The organism is Sterolibacterium denitrificans (assembly GCF_900174485.1).
GTDB lineage: Bacteria > Pseudomonadota > Gammaproteobacteria > Burkholderiales > Rhodocyclaceae > Sterolibacterium > Sterolibacterium denitrificans.
This window is the reverse complement of record NZ_LT837803.1, coordinates 246630-263256: the sequence shown is the minus strand read 5'-3', so window position 1 is coordinate 263256 and position 16627 is coordinate 246630. Positions and strand designations below refer to the sequence as shown.

The following is a 16627-nucleotide window of genomic DNA, read 5'->3' as shown; positions in this document are numbered from 1 at the left end:
CCTGGTTGGCCTGGTCAGTGGTGATTTACGGTTGTTATTTATGCGCACTGCCACCAGGCAAGCTTCAATCGGCTCACCTAGTGGCAGTGGAGGCAGTGGAGGAAATGCGTCTTCAGTTCAGAATGCGCAGCTCGACACGGCGGTTTCTGGACTGTCCATCCGCCGTCGAGTTGTCGGCAACGGGCTGGGTCTCGCCATAGCCCCTGGCCGTCAGGCGACTGGCGGAGATACCGCGCGATACCAGATACTCCTTGACCGCATTGGCGCGTTTCTGCGAAAGCTTCACGTTGAGTTGCGGATCCTGGCTGCGGTTCTGATTGTCGGTATGACCGGCAATTTCAACCTTCAGATCGATGTTCTTCCTGAGCGTTTCGGCAACCTCGTTCAGCACGGGCAACGACTCCTGACGCAATTTCGCCGAATAGTATTCGAAATTCACGCCTTGCAATTCGGTCACGTTCTTGAGCGGGCATCCACGCACATCGACACGCGTGCCAGCCGGCGTGTCCGGGCAGGCATCCCGGTCATCCGGAATGCCGTCGCCATCCGAGTCCTTCGTGACCGGCATGTAGGCGGCATAGAGCGCCTCCTTGTCATCCAGGATCATCTCGGGCGCATCGGCCGGGCAGACGGTATTCGGATCGAATTCTGCGGAATCCTCGGTCTTGGCCAGTTCCTCGGTGTCGAGGTGGGTGACATCCAGCGCCTTCACCAGGCCGCCCATGGCGGCATGGGTACGTCCCATGGCCAGCAGGTAATCGAAACGGGCGTTCTGGTAAGCCCGCTTGGCCTGGAACACTTCATTTTCCGCATCCAGCAAGTCAAGCAAGGTCCGCTGGCCGATGTCGAACTGGCTGTAATAGGCCGACAGTGCCTTTTCCTGGGAGTTCATGTGCTGCTCAAGATAGCCAAGCTGCTGTTTCAGACGCTTGACATCATTGTGCGAAACGTAAAGCGTCTGGCGCACATCGCGGCACACCTTGTCGCGCGTTTCCTTGGCAGCATAGCTTTGTTCAATGGCCTGGCGCTGTGCAGCCTGGTCCGAGCCGCCATTGTAGAGGTTGTAATTCAGTTGCACGCCGATGCTGGTCGCATCCCTGCGGCCGATCTGTCCTCCCAGGTTCTTGCCCACGCCTTGCTGGGCGAGCAATGAAACCCTGGGCAGAAAACTGGCGTCATGGGTTTTGGCATCCAGTTGAGCGGCCACGATGCTTTCCTGCGCGGCCAGCAATGACGGGTTCTGTGCATATGACTTGCGCAGGGCCTCATTCGAGGCATCCGGTATGCCGTTGCTCAGTTCGGGCACGTCAGCCATCTGGGTGGGCGGCAGATTGCCGACGATGCGCTGGTAGCGCGCGCTGACATCATGCAGGTTGCTGGATTCCGTCAGCAGGTTCGATTCGGCAAGCGCCAGGCGGCCTTGCGCCTGCTGCTGGTCGACCTTGCGTCCGACGCCGGACTGGGCGCGTTGCTGGATTTGCTCGAAAACCGTGCGGTGGTGCGTATAGTTTTCCGCCGCCAGATTGTGCAGGGTGCGGTAGCGCAATACGTCGAGATAGGCCTTCATCGTCTCCATGGCCTGATTTTCGGATGCCTCCATCAATTCGGCATAACGCACACGCTGCACATGGCTGAGCTTGCCGACCTGGTTGCTGGTGCGGCCGCCATCGAAAAGCATCTGCTCAAGCGACAGGGACAGGTCGCGCTGGGTGTAATCCGTGCCGATATTTCCGGTGATGGGCGCTTTCAGCCTCTCGCGCGAGAGATCGCCCGTCAGATCGACCCTCGGGCGATAAGCGCCGCCTGCCACGTCGATCTCTTCGGTTGCGGCCTTGAAGGCATGCCAGCGTGCCACGACTTCAGGATTCTTTTTGACGACCTGCTGCACCGCCTGCTGCAAGGTGACGTCCTGCGCTTGCGCCGACAGTGGAAGGAGCGGAAGGACGGCGCCTGACAGCATGCAGGCCAATACGGGAACAAGCCTGGTTGGATGGCTTTTCATGTTTTGACTCCTGAAGATATTGAAAATGAATGGGCAGGAATTTTACCTTGAAAATATTCAAACAGCAAACAGGAGGATTCATGTCTGGACGAATGTTGTTCAGATACAACAAAATGTCGTGGCCCGAACCGTCGAGTCATTGACGGCAATTGCAGCAGGTCATGTCTGTGCAAGTGCGGTGAAATACATCGGCATTCAATGAATGTCGGTAATCCTGTCTGGCGCCATATCGTGAATACAGGATGTCCTGTCTCATTTATTGCATTTGCCCAGGTAACCTAAAGTGATAAAATAACAACGTTTCACCTCTCATGAAATACTGATTCAGCAGTCTCGAAAACTAAGACACTAAGTTGATTGACGCTGAATCGAAGTCATGTAGTCCAATCTCGATACGAATGGAGGTAAATGCCCATGAGCAGCAATGATGAAATCAGTCTTATTGAACAGCAAATCAGAGAACTGGCCGCCAAAAAACAGGCTTTGCTCAACAAGGGCCGCCAGGAAGTTATCCAGAAAGTCAAATCCATGATTGCCGAGTATTCCCTGACGGCCGGCGAATTGGGCCTGTCGGGCAGAGGCAAGGTGGTGGGTGGCCGCAAGGTCGCGCCGAAATACGCCAATCCGCAGAATCCCGCGCAAACCTGGTCGGGACGCGGCCCCCATCCCAAGTGGGTCAAGGCGCATCAGGCCAAAGGCGGCTCATTGGAAAGCCTGCTGATTGTCAAAGGCTGAATGTTCGAGCCCGGGAATTCGGGTTTGAGTGCGAGCCTGAATCCGGCAGCGGGTGTTCGAGTAATTGAATTGCCGAGTACCGGCGTACTCGAGTATCCGGGTACGCATTGCTGACTGCGGGTATTTACCGGATGTCGGTTGATTCATCCTGCAAAGCCCGGCCACGCGCCGGGCTTTGCGCTGGAGGGCCCGGCGCGTGCGCATGCTGGCGCATGGCTCGACGAGGCGACGGTGCGCCGATGGCTTCATTCTGACCGTTTATCCGCAAGCCGATACGTGCGAAAATGGCCCGCTTGGGGTTGGCAGTCCCAGACCAGGTGCGTGGGGTATCGAACGAAAATTGGGTCGCCAGGCGCCCGTCAAGTCCGGCAGGCTGAGATATACCTTGTAAATCAATAGGATGTCCTCTTTATGCTGCTGATGATCGACAACTACGATTCCTTCACCTACAACCTCGTCCAGTATTTTGGCGAGTTGGGTGAGGAGGTGCGGGTGTATCGCAACGATGCGATCACGCTGGCGGAGATTGCCGCGTTGCGGCCGGCGCGCCTGGTCATTTCGCCGGGGCCCTGTTCGCCCGAGCAGGCGGGGGTGTCGGTTGCGGCGATCAGGGAATTTGCCGGCAAGATTCCGCTGCTGGGCGTCTGTCTCGGTCATCAGAGCATCGGCGCGGCCTTTGGCGGCGAAATCGTCCACGCCCGCCAGTTGATGCACGGCAAGACTTCGCCGGTGCATCATCGTGATGCGGGCGTGTTCCACGGCTTGCCCAATCCGCTGACGGTGACGCGCTATCACTCGCTGGCGATCAGGCGCGAGACGCTGCCCGAGTGCCTGGAAGTCACGGCCTGGACCGAGGATGGCGAAATCATGGGCGTGCGCCACAAGGTCCTGGCGGTCGAGGGCGTGCAGTTCCATCCCGAATCGATTCTCACCGACTGCGGCCATGCGATGCTGCAGAACTTCCTCGAGCAAACCCGGGCGGCGGCCGCCGAAGCAACGAAAGCAACGGAAGGAGCGTGCGCATGATCACGCCACAGCAGGCGCTGCAGCGCACCATCGAGCATCGCGAGATCTTTCACGACGAAATGCTGCATCTGATGCGGCAGATCATGCGGGGCGAAGTCTCGCCCTTGATGGTTGCCGCCATCCTCACCGGACTGCGCGTCAAGAAGGAAACCATCGGTGAGATTTCGGCCGCTGCCCAGGTGATGCGCGAACTGGCCACCAAGGTGGAAGTCGCCGACAACAGCCATTTCGTCGACATCGTCGGCACCGGCGGCGACAGCGCGCATACCTTCAATATCTCCACGGCCTCGATGTTCGTTGCCGCGGCGGCCGGCGCCAAGGTCGCCAAGCATGGCAACCGCAGCGTCTCTTCGAGTTCGGGTAGCGCCGACGTGCTGGAAGCGCTCGGCGCCAACATCCAGTTGACGCCGGAACAGGTCGGCCGGAGCATCGAGGCGACCGGCATCGGCTTCATGTTTGCGCCGGCCCATCATGCGGCGATGAAGAACGTCGCCGCGGTGCGCCGCGAAATGGGGGTGCGCACCATTTTCAACATTCTCGGTCCGCTGACCAACCCGGCCGGCGCGCCGAATACGCTGATGGGGGTGTTTCATCCCGACCTGGTCGGCATCCAGGTGCGCGTCATGCAGCGCCTCGGCGCGAAGCATGTGCTGGTGGTGCACGGCAAGGACGGCATGGACGAGATTTCGCTGGGCGCTTCGACGCTGGTCGGAGAACTCAAGGACGGCGAGATCCGCGAGTACGAGATTCATCCCGAGGATTTCGGTCTGACCATGTCTTCCTACCGGCGCATGCGGGTGGTGAACGCCGAGGAGTCCAAGGAGATCGTGCTGCGCGTGCTGGCCAACAAGCCCGGCCCCACGCAGGACATCGTCCTGATGAACGCCGGCGCGGCGCTGTATGCCGCCAACCTTGCCGATTCGATACACGCGGGCATCCAGATGGCGCGCGACGTCCTGGCGAGCGGCGCGGCGCGCGAGAAGCTCGATGCCTTCGTCGCCTTCACGCGCGGCTGTGCCGTATCGGCGTGAGTGGGGAAGCAATGAGTTCGAGTTCCACACCGGACATTCTGCAGAAGATTCTGGCGGTCAAGCACGAGGAAGTCGCCGCCGCGCAGGCGATTGCGCCGCTGGCCGCGGTGCAGGCGGCCGCTGCCCGCCAGGCGTCGCCGCGTGATTTCGTCGCGGCGCTGCGCAAGCGCATCGTCGTCCGGCAGCCGGCCATCATTGCCGAGATCAAGAAGGCCAGCCCGTCGAAGGGCGTCATCCGCGCCGATTTCGATCCGGCGGCGATTGCGGCGGATTACGCGCGCGGCGGTGCGGCCTGCCTGTCGGTGCTGACGGATCGCCGATTCTTCCAAGGGGCGCCCGAGTATCTGCGGCAGGCGCGGGCGGCCTGCGAATTGCCGGTGCTGCGCAAGGATTTTCTGGTCGATCCGTACCAGGTTTATGAAGCGCGCGCCATGGGCGCGGATGCGATCCTGCTGATCGTCGCCGCGCTGGAGCTGGCGCAGATGCAGGAGATGGAGGCGATTGCCGACAGCCTGGGCATGGCGGTGCTGGTCGAGGCGCATGATGCCGAGGAAACCGCGCTGGCGCTGCGGTTGCGGACGCCGCTGATCGGCATCAACAATCGCGATCTGCGCAGTTTCGAGGTCAGCCTCGACACCACCTTGCAACAGATCGAACGCATTCCGCAGGATCGGATCATCGTTACCGAATCCGGCATCCTCACGCCGGCCGACGTGGCGCTGATGCGCAGCCACCAGGTGCATGCTTTTCTGGTCGGCGAGGCCTTCATGCGCGCGCCCAGTCCGGGCGACGAGCTGGCGCGGCTGTTCGGCTTGCAGGTTTGCCGTTCGCAGCTTCCGTAGCTCAGCACTCGGCGCTCAGCGTATTTCGACGGGCCGGGTGCCCGGCAGGCGGCTGTCGAGCAGGGCCTGACGCATCAGGTCGATGGCCCCGTGGCGCGGAAAGCTGGTGCGCCAGGCCAGGCCGACGCAGCGGGTTGGCGTCGGCTCGGCGAATGGTCGCACGCGCAGCAGGGCATCGTCCGGTGGGATCCGGTCGGCAGACGACGCCGGCATGACGCTGATGCCCAGGCCCGAGGCGACCATGTAGCGGATGGTTTCCAGCGAGCTGCCTTCGAGCACTTGCGGACTCTCGGCGCCGGCAGTGGCGGCGGTCGTGGCGGCATTGGCATGGGCGCAAAGATCCAGCACCTGGTCGCGAAAACAGTTGCCGGCACCGAGCAGCAGCAGGGGCTCGCCAAGCAGCGCGGTGGGCGCTATGGTCTGTTGCCCGGCCCAGGCGTGCTGCGCCGGCAGCAGCACGCGAAAGGCCTCCTCGTACACCGGCTGGCTCACCAGGCCGGTTTCGTTGAGCGGCAGGGCGATGACGATGACGTCGAGATCGCCGGCCTTGACGGCGGCAACCAGTTTTTCCGTGAAGCCTTCCTGTATCACCAGCGGCATCTGCGGCGCCCGCTCGCGCAGCAGGGGGACCAGTGTCGGCAGCAGATAGGGCGCAATGGTGTAGATGACACCGATGCGCAGGGGGCCGCTCAGGGCGTCGCGTCCCTGCGCGGCCAGCTCGGGGATGCGTCCGGCTTCGGCCAGCACGCGCTGCGCCTGGGCGACGATCTGTTCGCCGATGGGGGTGAGACTGACTTCGGCTCCGCGCTCGAACAGCACCACGCCGAGCTGTTCTTCCAGCTTCTTGACGGCGACCGACAGGGTCGGCTGGGCGACGCAGCATTTCTCGGCGGCGCGACCGAAGTGGCGTTCGCGCGCCAGGGCGACGATGTAGCGCAGATCGGTCAGGGTCATGGCGGGATGGATCAGGTGATGCCGGCCGGGTCGAGCGGCTGGAACAGGATGTCGAGATCCTCGGCAGTGATCAGGTGCTGGTTGGGCGCGGCGCCGGCGAGCAGATTGTCGGCGAGGTTGCGCTTGCGTTCCTGCAGGGCGAGGATTTTTTCCTCCACCGTGCCCTTGGTCAGCAGTTTGTAGGCGAACACCGGCTTGTCCTGGCCGATGCGCCAGGCGCGCGATGAAGCCTGTTCCTCGACGGCCGGGTTCCACCAGGGATCGAAGTGGATCACGCTGTCGGCCGCCGTCAGGTTGAGGCCGGTACCGCCGGCCTTGAGGCTGATCAGGAACAGCGGCACCTCGCCATTCTGGAAACGGTTGATCGGCGTTTCGCGATCCTTGGTCTGGCCGGTGAGCTTGACGTATTCGATGCCGTGGCGCGCCACCGCTTCCTCGATCAGGCTCAGCATGCTGGTGAATTGCGAGAACAGCAGGACGCGGCGGCCTTCGTCGATCAGCTCGGGCAGCATACCCATCAGCAGCCCCAGCTTGGCCGAATCGGGGGCTTCGTTGCCGGTCGCATCGACCTGTCTTTTCTGCGGTTCCTGCTGCTCCTGCTGTCTTGCGGCGGCCGCCGGCAGCTTGACCAGGCGCGGATCGCAGCAGACCTGGCGCAACTTGAGCAACGCGTCGAGGATCATGATCTGGCTTTGCGCCACGCCCTTGGTGGACAGCACCTGACGCAGCTTCTTGTCGAAGGCCAAGCGCAGCGATTCGTACATGTCGCGCTGCGCGCCGGTCAGTTCGACCCAGCGGATCACCTCGGTCTTGGGTGGTAGTTCGGTCAGCACCTGCTCCTTGGTTCGCCGCAGCAGGAAAGGGCGTACGCGCTCGGCGAGCTGCTGGCGGCGCTCGGCGTCGTTCTGCTTCTCGATCGGGGTGCGGAACACCGTGGCGAAACGGCGCACGTCGCCGAGCAGGCCGGGCATCAGGAAGTTGTATTGCGCCCACAGCTCGCCGAGGTGGTTTTCCAGCGGCGTGCCGGTGAGCGACAGGCGATGGCGTGCCTTGAGCTGGCGCGCGACGCGGTGCGAATGCGCCTTCGGGTTCTTGATGAACTGCGCCTCGTCGAGCACCAGCAGGTGGTATTCCTGTTGCAGCAGCACTTCCTGGTCGCGCACCAGCAGCGGATAGGTGGTGAAGATGAGATCGGCCGCGGCAATATCGGAAAAGTGGGCGGCGCGATCGGGCCCGTGCAGCGTCAGCACCTTGAGATCGGGCGCGAACTGCTCGGCTTCGTTGCACCAGTTGGTGATCAGGCTGGTCGGCATGACGATCATGCTCGGCAGGTCGGCGCGGCCGCTGGTTTTTTCCAGATGCAGATGGGCCAGGGTCTGGATGGTCTTGCCCAGTCCCATGTCGTCGGCGAGGATGCCGGCAATGCCGTAGCTGCGCAGGAACTGCAGCCAGTTGAGGCCGACCTGCTGGTAAGGGCGCAGCGTGGCCTTGAAGCCGGGCGCGGGCAGCGCTTCCTCGATGCCGGAGAAGTCGCGCAGCTTGTGGCCCAGTTCGCGCAGCTTCGTGCCGCCGTACCACTGCCCGGGCAGCGCTTCGAGCTCGACCAGGGTGCCGGCATTGAGGCGCGACAGGCGCGGCCGCTCATGCTCATTGTCGCCGGCAAATTCGAGCAGCGGCCCCAGCCAGGCGCGCAGGCGCTTGACCGGCACCGGCAGGACGTGGCGCGTATCCAGCGGCAGCGGCACACGTTCGTCATCACCGAGCTGGCGCAGTTCGTCCATCAGTTGCGGCCGGTTGGCGATCAGCCGCCCCAGCGGTTCGACCAGGCTGACGCGCTTGCCATCGACGACGACACCGAGATCCAGATCGAACCAGTCGTTGTTGGTATTGAATTCATCCTCGAAGACTTCGACGAACCAATCTTCGGCTTCTCTCAACTGGAAAGGGAAATCGTCGTCGATTTCGATGACGATGCCGGCTTTTTCCAGCGCCGGCCGGGTCTGTTCGAGAAACAGCAGCCAACTGTCGGGATCCTGCAGCACGGGCAGCAGGCAGTCGTTGCGGGCGGCGGCATCGGCGTCGATGCGTTCGGCTTTCGGCAGACGCTGCTGATAACTTTCCAGGCCATGCGCACGGAACAGCGCCCAGGCGGCGGCTTCGGCCTCCAGATCGCGCATGACCGTCACGGCGATGCCGCCGCGCTCGCTGCGCAGCAGCGGTGGGGGGTTGGCGAGGCCGGCCGTGCGGGCCAGGCCCGGATATTCAAACCAGGGCGTGGCAACGGCGAAGGTTTCTTCGGTACGCAGCGGCGCCAGGAGGAAGCGCGCCGCCTGCAGGCGCAGGATCACGCGCGGCTTGCCGCTGGGCTGTTCGGGCGCGGCGGCATCCGGCAACGGCAGCACGAGATTGTGCCGGGTAGCGAACTCGCCCAGCCGCAGCCGGGTCAACAGCGCGTCGATTTCGTCGAGAGGCGGCGCGGCCAGCAGGCGACGCGCCAGTTCGTCGGGCAGATCGAGGCTGACCGGTCCGATTTCGTGACGTTGCGGATGAACGTACCAGGGCGGCCAGGTCGGCAGCAGCTTCAGTGTTTCAGTGCCTTCCGCGCCTTCTTCACGGCAGGCGATCTGCAGTTGCTGATGGCCCTCGGCATTGCGTCGCCAGACCAGATTCGCCGGCAGCGTTTCGCCCGGCTGCAATCCCGGCTGGTCGAGGCTTTCCAGGTGCAGGCGGCCGGTGCGCAGCGCCATGCGCAGCAATTGCGCGCCTTCTTCGCCATTCAGTTGCTGCGAGGATTCATAGACGAACATGACGTTGTCCTGGAGCGCGAGGAACAGGCGCAGGATCGGCATGTCGTCGGGTTGAAACCAGGCGGGCACGTTGCCCCAGGTCAATTGGTGCAGGTCGGGGCGCAGGGGTTCCGGCTTGCCCTGGCTGCCGTCTTTCAACTGGCGAATCTTGTAGAGCGCCAGACTGCCATCGGCGGGAGTGAGCACATAGCGGATCTGCTGGCCGCTGCCGGCGCGGGCCGGCTCGGAGCGCGCGACGGGCTGTTCCAGCGCCTGTAGCCAGGCCAGGGTTTCACTGGAAGCGGCCTGTGCGTTGTCGATGGCCGTGGCGACAATCTCGCTGTGCCGCTTCTGGCTCTGCCAATGCGTCAGCACCGCGACGACATGGGCGCAGTTGAAGCCTTCGGCGCACGAACAGATACCGGTGACGTGAGTGATGCGCTTGCCGTCGTTGGACAGCTGGATGTCCTGTTTGTACTGCTTGCCGCGGCTGCCGTGGCAATTGCCGGTGATGCGCACCTTGCCGGGCGCCGTCTTGAGGCCTTCGATGCTGGCATGCCCGGCCTCGGCCAATGTCTGGCCCCGAGTGATCGGCGTGGTTTCGAAATAGTCGTCGAACCGAAATTGCAGGAGTCGCGCGTCTGCTGGCATCTCGTTTGTGGAATCGCGCCGAAGCAAACCGCATAGATTACCAGAGTCCATAGCCTTGTGTCGGGTTTTGGACAGTCTGGCGGAAGCGGAAGGGGGATATCCTCAGGTAGACGGTACCCTGACGGCGCGCGGCGGAATGTGCCGATGCATGCCGCGCCGCGCGGTTCATATTCTTTGCAGCACGACGCTGCCGATCGAATAGCCGGCGCCGAACGAGCAGATGACGCCGACATCGCCGGCGGCCAGATCGGCGCGATGCTGATGGAAGGCGATGATGGAGCCGGCCGAGGCGGTGTTGGCGTATTCGTCGAGGATGATCGGCGCTTCTTCCGGTAGCGGATCGCGGTCGAGCAGTTTGCGGGCGATCAGTTGGTTCATCGACAGGTTGGCCTGGTGCAGCCAGTAGCGGCGTACGCCGCCGGCCGGGGCAATCTCCAGGCTTTCCAGATGGCTGGCGATGTGGGCGGCGGCCATCGGGCAGACTTCCTTGAACACCTTGCGCCCTTCCTGCATGAACAGCTTGTCGCGCGCCTGCGGATCGCTGTCCTCGCAGCGGTTGATGAAGCCGGCATTGTTGCGGATGTTGTTGGAGAACTGCGTCGCCAGTTTGGTGCCGAGCACTTCCCAACTGCCGGCGCGGGCCGTCTCGGCGCGTTCGAGGATCACTGCCGTGCAGATGTCGCCGAAGATGAAGTGGCAGTCGCGGTCGTGCCAGCAGTGATGGGCCGAGGTGATTTCCGGATTGACCAGCAGCACGGCGCGCGCGCTGCCGCTGCGGATGGCATTGGCGGCTTGCTCGATGCCGAAGGTCGCCGAGGAGCAGGCGACGTTCATGTCGAAGCCGTAGCCGCCGATGCCCAGCGCGTGCTGAATCTCGATCGCCATCGCCGGGTAGGCGCGCTGCATGTTGGAGGCGGCGCAGATCACCGCGTCGATGTCGGCGGGCGTCTTGCCGGCGTCGGCCAGCGCGGCGCGCGCCGCGGCGACGGCGATCTCGGCCATCAGCGAAATTGCGTCGTTGGCGCGGGGCATGAAGCGCGGGCGCAGGCGCTGCGGATCGAGGATGCCGGTCTTTTCCAGCACGTGGCGGTTCTTGATGCCGGAGGCCTTTTCGATGAATTCGACGCTGGATTCGGACAGCAGCTCGGCCGTGCCGGCGGCGATGGCCGCGGCGTTGCGCTGGTTCTCCTGCGCAACGTACTGGTTGAATGCGGCGACCAGTTCCTGGTTGCTGATGCGGGCTTCGGGAACGAACAGGCCGCTTCCGCTGATGGCAACACGTTTCATGGCTGAACTTTCGGAAATTTGGAGGTCGGGGATGAAAAGCGGGGATGTCAGGTGCCGATACTGTAATTGCGCAGGAAACCGCTGACCGCCGGTGCCGGCATCGGGCGGGCGAACAGATAGCCCTGGAAACGATCGCATTTCAGGTCGCGCAGCCGGTTTGCCTGGGCTTCGGTCTCGATGCCCTCGGCGACCGTATCCAGTCCCAGGGTATTGGCCATGCTGATGGTGGTCGCGCAGATCGTGGCATCGTTGTCGTTCGTTTCGATGTCGTGGACGAAGGAGCGGTCGATCTTGAGGGTGTCGATGGGCAGACGGCGGAGGTAGGACAGGGAGGAGTAGCCGGTGCCGAAATCGTCCATCGCCAGTTTGATGCCCAGCGCGCTGAGCTGGCGCAGTTGCTCGATGCAAAGGTCGGGATCTTCCATGACCATGGATTCGGTGATTTCCAGCTCCAGGTCGTTGCCCGTCAGGCCGTGGCGGTCGAGCGCGCCGCGCACGGTGTCGATCAGTTCGGTCTGGTGCAGTTGCTGGGCGGAAAGATTGATGGCCACGCGGATGTCGTGAATTCCGGCTTCGCGCCAGTCGGCCAGGATGCGGCAGGCCTCATCGATGACCCAGGCGCCGACTTCGCCGATCAGATGCATTTCTTCGGCAACCGGAATGAAACGGCCGGGCTCGATCAGGCCGCCTTCGGGGTGATGCCAGCGGATCAGGGCTTCAAGGCTGGTGATGTGGCCATCCCGGGCATCGATCTGCGGCTGGAAGTAGAGCTCGAACTGCTGCTCGGCGAGCGCCATGCGCAGGGCATTGCCGACGTGCAGGCGCTCGCGGATCGCATCGTCCAGTTCGCGGCGGAAAAAGCGGGTGCAATTGCGTCCCTGGCGCTTGGCTTCGCGGGTTGCCAGGTCGGCGGCGACGAGCAGGGCCTCGGCGTTGTCGGCATCGTCGGGATACAGTGCGATACCGATGCTGGCGGTGACGTGCAGGGTGTGCTCGTCGATTGCAAAAGGTTCGCGCAGGAGTTCATGCAGCGTGTCGGCAAAGCCGATCGCCGCTGCCGCTGCCGGCTGTCCATTGATGACGACGATGAATTCGTCCGCGCTCATGCGCGCCGCGAAGTCCTCACCCTGGATGCGTGACTGCAGGCGCCGGGATACCTCCTGCAGCAGCCTGTCGCCGACGTTCGGGCCGAGCGTGTCATTGATGACGTCGAAGCGGTCGAGATCGATGTGCAGCATGGCGAACTGGCTGTGCTGCCGCTGCGCCTGCTCGATGGGTTTGCGGATCAGGTTGAACAGGCCGGCGCGGCTGGGCAGATCGGTGAGGCGATCGTTGAAGGACAGGTGATGGACCACCTTGCGGGTTTCCAGGTGGCTGTCGAGCTCGTTGTGCAGTGCTGCCGTCATGCGCTTCAGGCGCGCATTGCTGGCGAGCAGTTTGCGCACCACCAGATACAGCACCAGCAGCACCAGGAAGATGTAGCCGTAGTTGCCGAAATAGACGAATGCGATCGTTCCGGTTTCGACGAGCCCGCCGAGGGCGGTCGCCAGGATGAGTATGACCAGCCCCAGGCTGATGACGATGCTGCCGGTGCGATCCTCCCTGGCGTAGGGAATGGCCACGCGGTACAGACCCCAGAGAAACAGGCCGAAAAACCCGGTGCGTCCGATGAGCGACGACCTGCTGAGTTCCCCATGCAGCATCTGCAGGCGCTCGCCCCAGGGAAATTCGAGGATCACCGATTTGTACTCGCCGGCAAAGCGGCCGCCGGGGGGCATCTGGAAGGCCATGGCGATCATGCTTGCGAACAGCACGCCCATGATGATCAGAAAGCCGCGCCGGTGGCGGTGGCGCGTATAGATGGCGAGAAAACCGGTCAAGGTATACAACTGTCCGGCGGACCAGGCGTTTTGCCAGCGCTGTGCATCGGTGGCGGCCAGCAGGTTGGGTGCGACGTGAAAATCGGCATTCGCCAGTTGGCTGCCGACCGAGGCCACGCACATCGCCGCCAGCCACCAGATGCCGCGTATGCGGATACCGGACAGGGCAACCGCAGCACACACCAGCGCAGCGAAAGCCGCAAAACCGGCGGAAAAATGATACGCAGTGATCAGCGGCCCTGGAACAATGCCGAGTGTCGTCACTTGATGAGCTTTCCGAAAACTATCGCCTTGAGGGTGTGTGAGGATACGTGAAGCGGGGGATTTCGCCAATCATCGACGCAGCCAATCCGGTATTTTCAGCGCTGCATGGGCTGCCGGCAACAGGCAGCAACGAAAACGGCAGACCCGAGGTCTGCCGTGGGCAGGCTGCATCCCGACACATGCGGGATGCGGGATGCGCGCCGGTTCAGTGCAGCGGGGAAGGACGCTTGGTGCGCACGATCTGGTAGGCCCGCATCAGGTAGCTGATGGGCGCGCTCCAGACATGCACCAGGCGAGTGAAGGGGAAGAACAGGAACACCGACATGCCGAGGAAGATGTGCAGCTTGTAGACGCCATCGACCTCCAGCAGCAGTTCGGGCTGCGGATGCAGGTAAACGATGCTTTGCACCCAGTCGGCCAGCTTGATCATCACTTCCGCATTGCCGTGGTTGGCATGGCTGATGGAGGTGGGGATGGTCAGCAGGCCGATCGCCACGGTGAGCAGCAGCCAGCCGATGATCCAGGTGTCGCTGTGCCGCGAGGTGACGCGCACGCGCGGATTGCTCAGGCGGCGCAGGAAGAGCATGGCCGCGCCGATCACGCAGAGGCCGCCGAAAACGCTGCCGGCGAGGATGGCGATCCATTGGTGGGCCAGATCCGACAGGCCGATGCCGGTGAATACCGCATGCGGGGTGAGCAGGCCGACCAGATGGCCGCCGAACAGGCCCAGCACGCCGTAGTGGAAGAGGTTGCTGGCCACGCGCATGCCGCCTTTCGAGAGCAACTGGCTGGAGTCGCTTTTCCAGGTGTATTGGGCGTAGTCGAAACGCAGCCAACTGCCGAGCAGGAAGATGGTCAGGGCGAGGTAGGGGTAGACGCCGAAAACGAGGTTGTGCAGATAATTGTCCATGGAGTTCTCCGTGATGTTTGCAGTTGGGTTCAGGTTCAGGCTGAACACGGACGATTGAGGGCGGGCGGGCTGCTCCAATCCACCGGGGGATCGAAATCGCCATCGTCCTGCAGAGGATCGGTCTTCGTTTCCGGCAGCGGATCGTTCAGTCCTTCGGCCGCGACCAGCAGGCTACGCGCTTCGATCAGTTGCAGCAGACTGGCGTAGCGGCTGCCGGCTTCTTCCAGATTGACGCGCAACTGGCGCAATACCTTGGTCCAGCCGGAAAGGAACAGCCGCGCCTCGTCGGCCTCCAGCAGGCTGATGAATTCCAGTATCAGCGGCAGGTAGTCGGGAATTTCCTTCGCCTCCTCGCTGATGTCCAGGCCATATTCCTTGTAGTACTCGCCCAGGTCGATCAGCGCCGGGCCGCGGTTCTTGTCTTCGCCGATCAGGTGATGGGTCAGGTGCAGACTGTGCTCGGGCACCATGTCGAAGGTGCGGACGTACTCTTCTTCCAGCGCCAGCGGCTGCTGCAGCACCTGGGCATCGAGCTGGTCGAGAAATGCGTTCAGCGCGCCGCGCTCCTCGGGTGCGACATCGTCCGCGCCAACCACGGCGGCGCGGATTTCCGGCAGGGCGGCGCGTAGTTCGGCGTCCGGGTATTCGAGCAGGGCAGAAGCGATGCGATAGAACATCATGGCTTTCTCCTTGGCGATTCTCAACGTTCGTCGGCCAGCGGCGCCGGCTCGCGCGGTTCCATCGACTCCTTGCGACGGCGCGGGAAGAGGGTGATCTTGCTGACGCCGTTCGATGCGCTGTTGCCGAAAGTAAACCCGTTCTGCCCCTGGAAGCCGTGGTAGTCCTCCTCGGTCAGTTCGGCGTGTCCCGTGGGAATGACGAAGCGGTCTTCGTAGTTGGCAATCGCCAGCAGCTGGTACATGTCCTGGGCCTGTTGCGCGCTCAGGCCGACCTTGGTCAGCGCGCGGGTGTCGGGCTGACCATCGACGTGGATGGAGCGCTGGTAGGAACGCATCGCCATCATCTTGGCGATGGCATCGAAAATCGGCTGCTCCTTGCCGGCGGTGAGCAGATTGGCCAGATACTGCAGCGGCAGGCGCAGCGCATCGGCGCGCGGGATGACGCCGTCCGGCTCGGTCGGCAACTGGCCCTGGTCGATCGCCGACTGCACCGGCGAGAGCGGCGGCACATACCAGACCATCGGCAAGGTGCGGAACTCCGGGTGCATCGGGAAGGCGATCTTCCACTCCATGGCCATTTTCCAGATCGGCGAGCGGCGCGCGGCCTCGATCCAATCCTCCGGCACGCCGTCGCGGCGCGCGGCCTGGATCACTTCCGGATCGTTGGGATCGAGGAAGATGCTGCGATGCGCTTCGTAGAGATCCTGCACGTTCTCCTTGGAGGCCAGCTCCTCGATGCGGTCGGCGTCATACAGCATGATGCCGTTGTAGCGGATGCGGCCGACGCAGGATTCGGAGCAGACGGTGGGCATGCCGGATTCGACGCGCGGATAGCAACCGATGCACTTCTCGGCCTTGCCCGATTCCCAGTTGTAATACACCTTCTTGTAGGGGCACGACGAGATGCACTGGCGCCAGCCGCGGCACTTGTCCTGGTCGACCAGGACGATGCCGTCTTCCTCGCGCTTGTAGATCGAGCCGCTCGGGCAGGCCGCGACGCAGGCCGGGTTCAGGCAATGGTTGCACATGCGCGGCAGATACATGTGGAAGGTGTTTTCGAACTGCGAATAGATCTGCTTTTGCAGACCCTGCATGTTCACGTCCTTGGCGCGCTTGTCGTATTCGCCGGCCAGGTCGTCTTCCCAATTCGGGCCCCACTCGATCTTGTCCATCTTCTCGCCGGTGATCTGCGAGATGGGACGGGCGGTCGGCGCGGCTTCCGACAGCGGCGCGTTCTGCAGGCGGGCGTAGTCGAAGGTGAACGGCTCGTAATAGTCGTCGATCTCCGGCATGTCGGGATTGCTGAAGATGTTCGCCAGACGCGACAGCTTGCTGCCGGAGCGCAGTTGCAGCTTGCCGCCGACCAGTTCCCAGCCGCCTTTCCAGATTTCCTGGTTTTCCCAGTTCTTCGGGTAGCCGATGCCGGGCTTGGATTCGACGTTGTTGAACCAGGCGTACTCGACGCCCTTGCGGTTGGTCCACACGTTCTTGCAGGTGACGGAACAGGTGTGGCAGCCGATGCACTTGTCGAGGTTGAAGACGAGCGCGAATTGTGCGCGGACTTTCATGTGATTCTCCT

At 62.9% G+C, this 16627-nt stretch carries 13 protein-coding genes; 5 read left to right on the top strand and 8 right to left on the bottom strand.

The genetic code is table 11. The features are described 5' to 3' along the window. Positions 1-112: 112 nt before the first annotated feature. Positions 113-2002 carry a TolC family outer membrane protein gene (locus SDENCHOL_RS01175; protein ID WP_172954960.1) on the bottom strand — a complete coding sequence of 630 codons (1890 nt, stop codon included), beginning with the start codon at positions 2000-2002 and terminating at the stop codon, positions 113-115. Between the two features lie 25 nt (positions 2003-2027). Between SDENCHOL_RS01175 and SDENCHOL_RS14105 the strand changes: the two genes are divergently transcribed. The 5 genes from SDENCHOL_RS14105 to trpC all read left to right on the top strand — a co-directional run bounded on the left by SDENCHOL_RS14105 (position 2028) and on the right by trpC (position 5636). After that, the gene (locus SDENCHOL_RS14105; protein ID WP_172954959.1) at positions 2028-2204 is read left to right on the top strand and encodes a hypothetical protein; all 177 of its coding nucleotides are present in this window, start codon (positions 2028-2030) and stop codon (positions 2202-2204) included. Between the two features lie 212 nt (positions 2205-2416). Beyond that, positions 2417-2737, top strand: a complete 321-nt coding sequence (locus SDENCHOL_RS01170; protein ID WP_172954958.1) for an H-NS family nucleoid-associated regulatory protein — start codon at positions 2417-2419, stop codon at positions 2735-2737. A gap of 411 nt (positions 2738-3148) precedes the next feature. Next, positions 3149-3763, top strand: coding sequence for an aminodeoxychorismate/anthranilate synthase component II (locus SDENCHOL_RS01165; RefSeq protein WP_154715746.1), 615 nt, complete (start codon positions 3149-3151; stop codon positions 3761-3763). Next, positions 3760-4794 (top strand): anthranilate phosphoribosyltransferase, encoded by a 1035-nt coding sequence (trpD, locus tag SDENCHOL_RS01160; RefSeq protein ID WP_154715745.1) that lies wholly within the window; start codon positions 3760-3762, stop codon positions 4792-4794. Before SDENCHOL_RS01165 ends, trpD begins: the two co-directional genes overlap by 4 nt. Positions 4795-4805: 11 nt before the next feature. After that, complete coding sequence (gene trpC / locus SDENCHOL_RS01155; RefSeq protein WP_154715744.1) at positions 4806-5636, top strand: indole-3-glycerol phosphate synthase TrpC; 831 nt, start codon at positions 4806-4808, stop codon at positions 5634-5636. 15 nt (positions 5637-5651) lie between these two features. On the opposite strand, the gene SDENCHOL_RS01150 is transcribed toward trpC, so the two are convergent. The 7 genes from SDENCHOL_RS01150 to narH form a co-directional block, all read right to left on the bottom strand. Next, complete coding sequence (locus tag SDENCHOL_RS01150; RefSeq protein ID WP_154715743.1) at positions 5652-6590, bottom strand: hydrogen peroxide-inducible genes activator; 939 nt, start codon at positions 6588-6590, stop codon at positions 5652-5654. Between the two features lie 11 nt (positions 6591-6601). Then, positions 6602-10027 (bottom strand): DEAD/DEAH box helicase, encoded by a 3426-nt coding sequence (locus tag SDENCHOL_RS01145; protein WP_172954957.1) that lies wholly within the window; start codon positions 10025-10027, stop codon positions 6602-6604. A 165-nt stretch (positions 10028-10192) separates the two neighbouring features. Continuing rightward, positions 10193-11314, bottom strand: coding sequence for a beta-ketoacyl-ACP synthase III (locus SDENCHOL_RS01140; protein WP_154715741.1), 1122 nt, complete (start codon positions 11312-11314; stop codon positions 10193-10195). A 47-nt stretch (positions 11315-11361) separates the two neighbouring features. Further along, the gene (locus SDENCHOL_RS01135) at positions 11362-13458 is read right to left on the bottom strand and encodes a putative bifunctional diguanylate cyclase/phosphodiesterase (protein WP_154715740.1); all 2097 of its coding nucleotides are present in this window, start codon (positions 13456-13458) and stop codon (positions 11362-11364) included. Positions 13459-13663: 205 nt separating this feature from the next. Continuing rightward, positions 13664-14368, bottom strand: coding sequence for a respiratory nitrate reductase subunit gamma (narI, locus tag SDENCHOL_RS01130; RefSeq protein WP_154715739.1), 705 nt, complete (start codon positions 14366-14368; stop codon positions 13664-13666). Positions 14369-14403: 35 nt separating this feature from the next. Beyond that, entirely contained in the window at positions 14404-15048 is a 645-nt protein-coding gene (gene narJ, locus SDENCHOL_RS01125; protein WP_154715738.1) for a nitrate reductase molybdenum cofactor assembly chaperone, read from the bottom strand. A 20-nt stretch (positions 15049-15068) separates the two neighbouring features. Beyond that, positions 15069-16616, bottom strand: a complete 1548-nt coding sequence (gene narH / locus SDENCHOL_RS01120; RefSeq protein WP_154715737.1) for a nitrate reductase subunit beta — start codon at positions 16614-16616, stop codon at positions 15069-15071. Positions 16617-16627: the final 11 nt, after the last annotated feature.

Bases quoted from the DNA above. Each gene is read 5' to 3' on its own strand.
- SDENCHOL_RS01165 (WP_154715746.1), top strand. From the start codon at position 3,149: ATGCTGCTGATGATCGACAACTACGATTCCTTCACCTACAACCTCGTC.
- SDENCHOL_RS01175 (WP_172954960.1), bottom strand. From the start codon at position 2,002: ATGAAAAGCCATCCAACCAGGCTTGTTCCCGTATTGGCCTGCATGCTG.
- narI (WP_154715739.1), bottom strand. From the start codon at position 14,368: ATGGACAATTATCTGCACAACCTCGTTTTCGGCGTCTACCCCTACCTC.
- SDENCHOL_RS01140 (WP_154715741.1), bottom strand. From the start codon at position 11,314: ATGAAACGTGTTGCCATCAGCGGAAGCGGCCTGTTCGTTCCCGAAGCC.
- narH (WP_154715737.1), bottom strand. From the start codon at position 16,616: ATGAAAGTCCGCGCACAATTCGCGCTCGTCTTCAACCTCGACAAGTGC.
- trpD (WP_154715745.1), top strand. From the start codon at position 3,760: ATGATCACGCCACAGCAGGCGCTGCAGCGCACCATCGAGCATCGCGAG.
- trpC (WP_154715744.1), top strand. From the start codon at position 4,806: ATGAGTTCGAGTTCCACACCGGACATTCTGCAGAAGATTCTGGCGGTC.
- SDENCHOL_RS01170 (WP_172954958.1), top strand. From the start codon at position 2,417: ATGAGCAGCAATGATGAAATCAGTCTTATTGAACAGCAAATCAGAGAA.
- SDENCHOL_RS14105 (WP_172954959.1), top strand. From the start codon at position 2,028: ATGAATGGGCAGGAATTTTACCTTGAAAATATTCAAACAGCAAACAGG.
- SDENCHOL_RS01145 (WP_172954957.1), bottom strand. From the start codon at position 10,027: ATGCCAGCAGACGCGCGACTCCTGCAATTTCGGTTCGACGACTATTTC.
- SDENCHOL_RS01150 (WP_154715743.1), bottom strand. From the start codon at position 6,590: ATGACCCTGACCGATCTGCGCTACATCGTCGCCCTGGCGCGCGAACGC.
- narJ (WP_154715738.1), bottom strand. From the start codon at position 15,048: ATGATGTTCTATCGCATCGCTTCTGCCCTGCTCGAATACCCGGACGCC.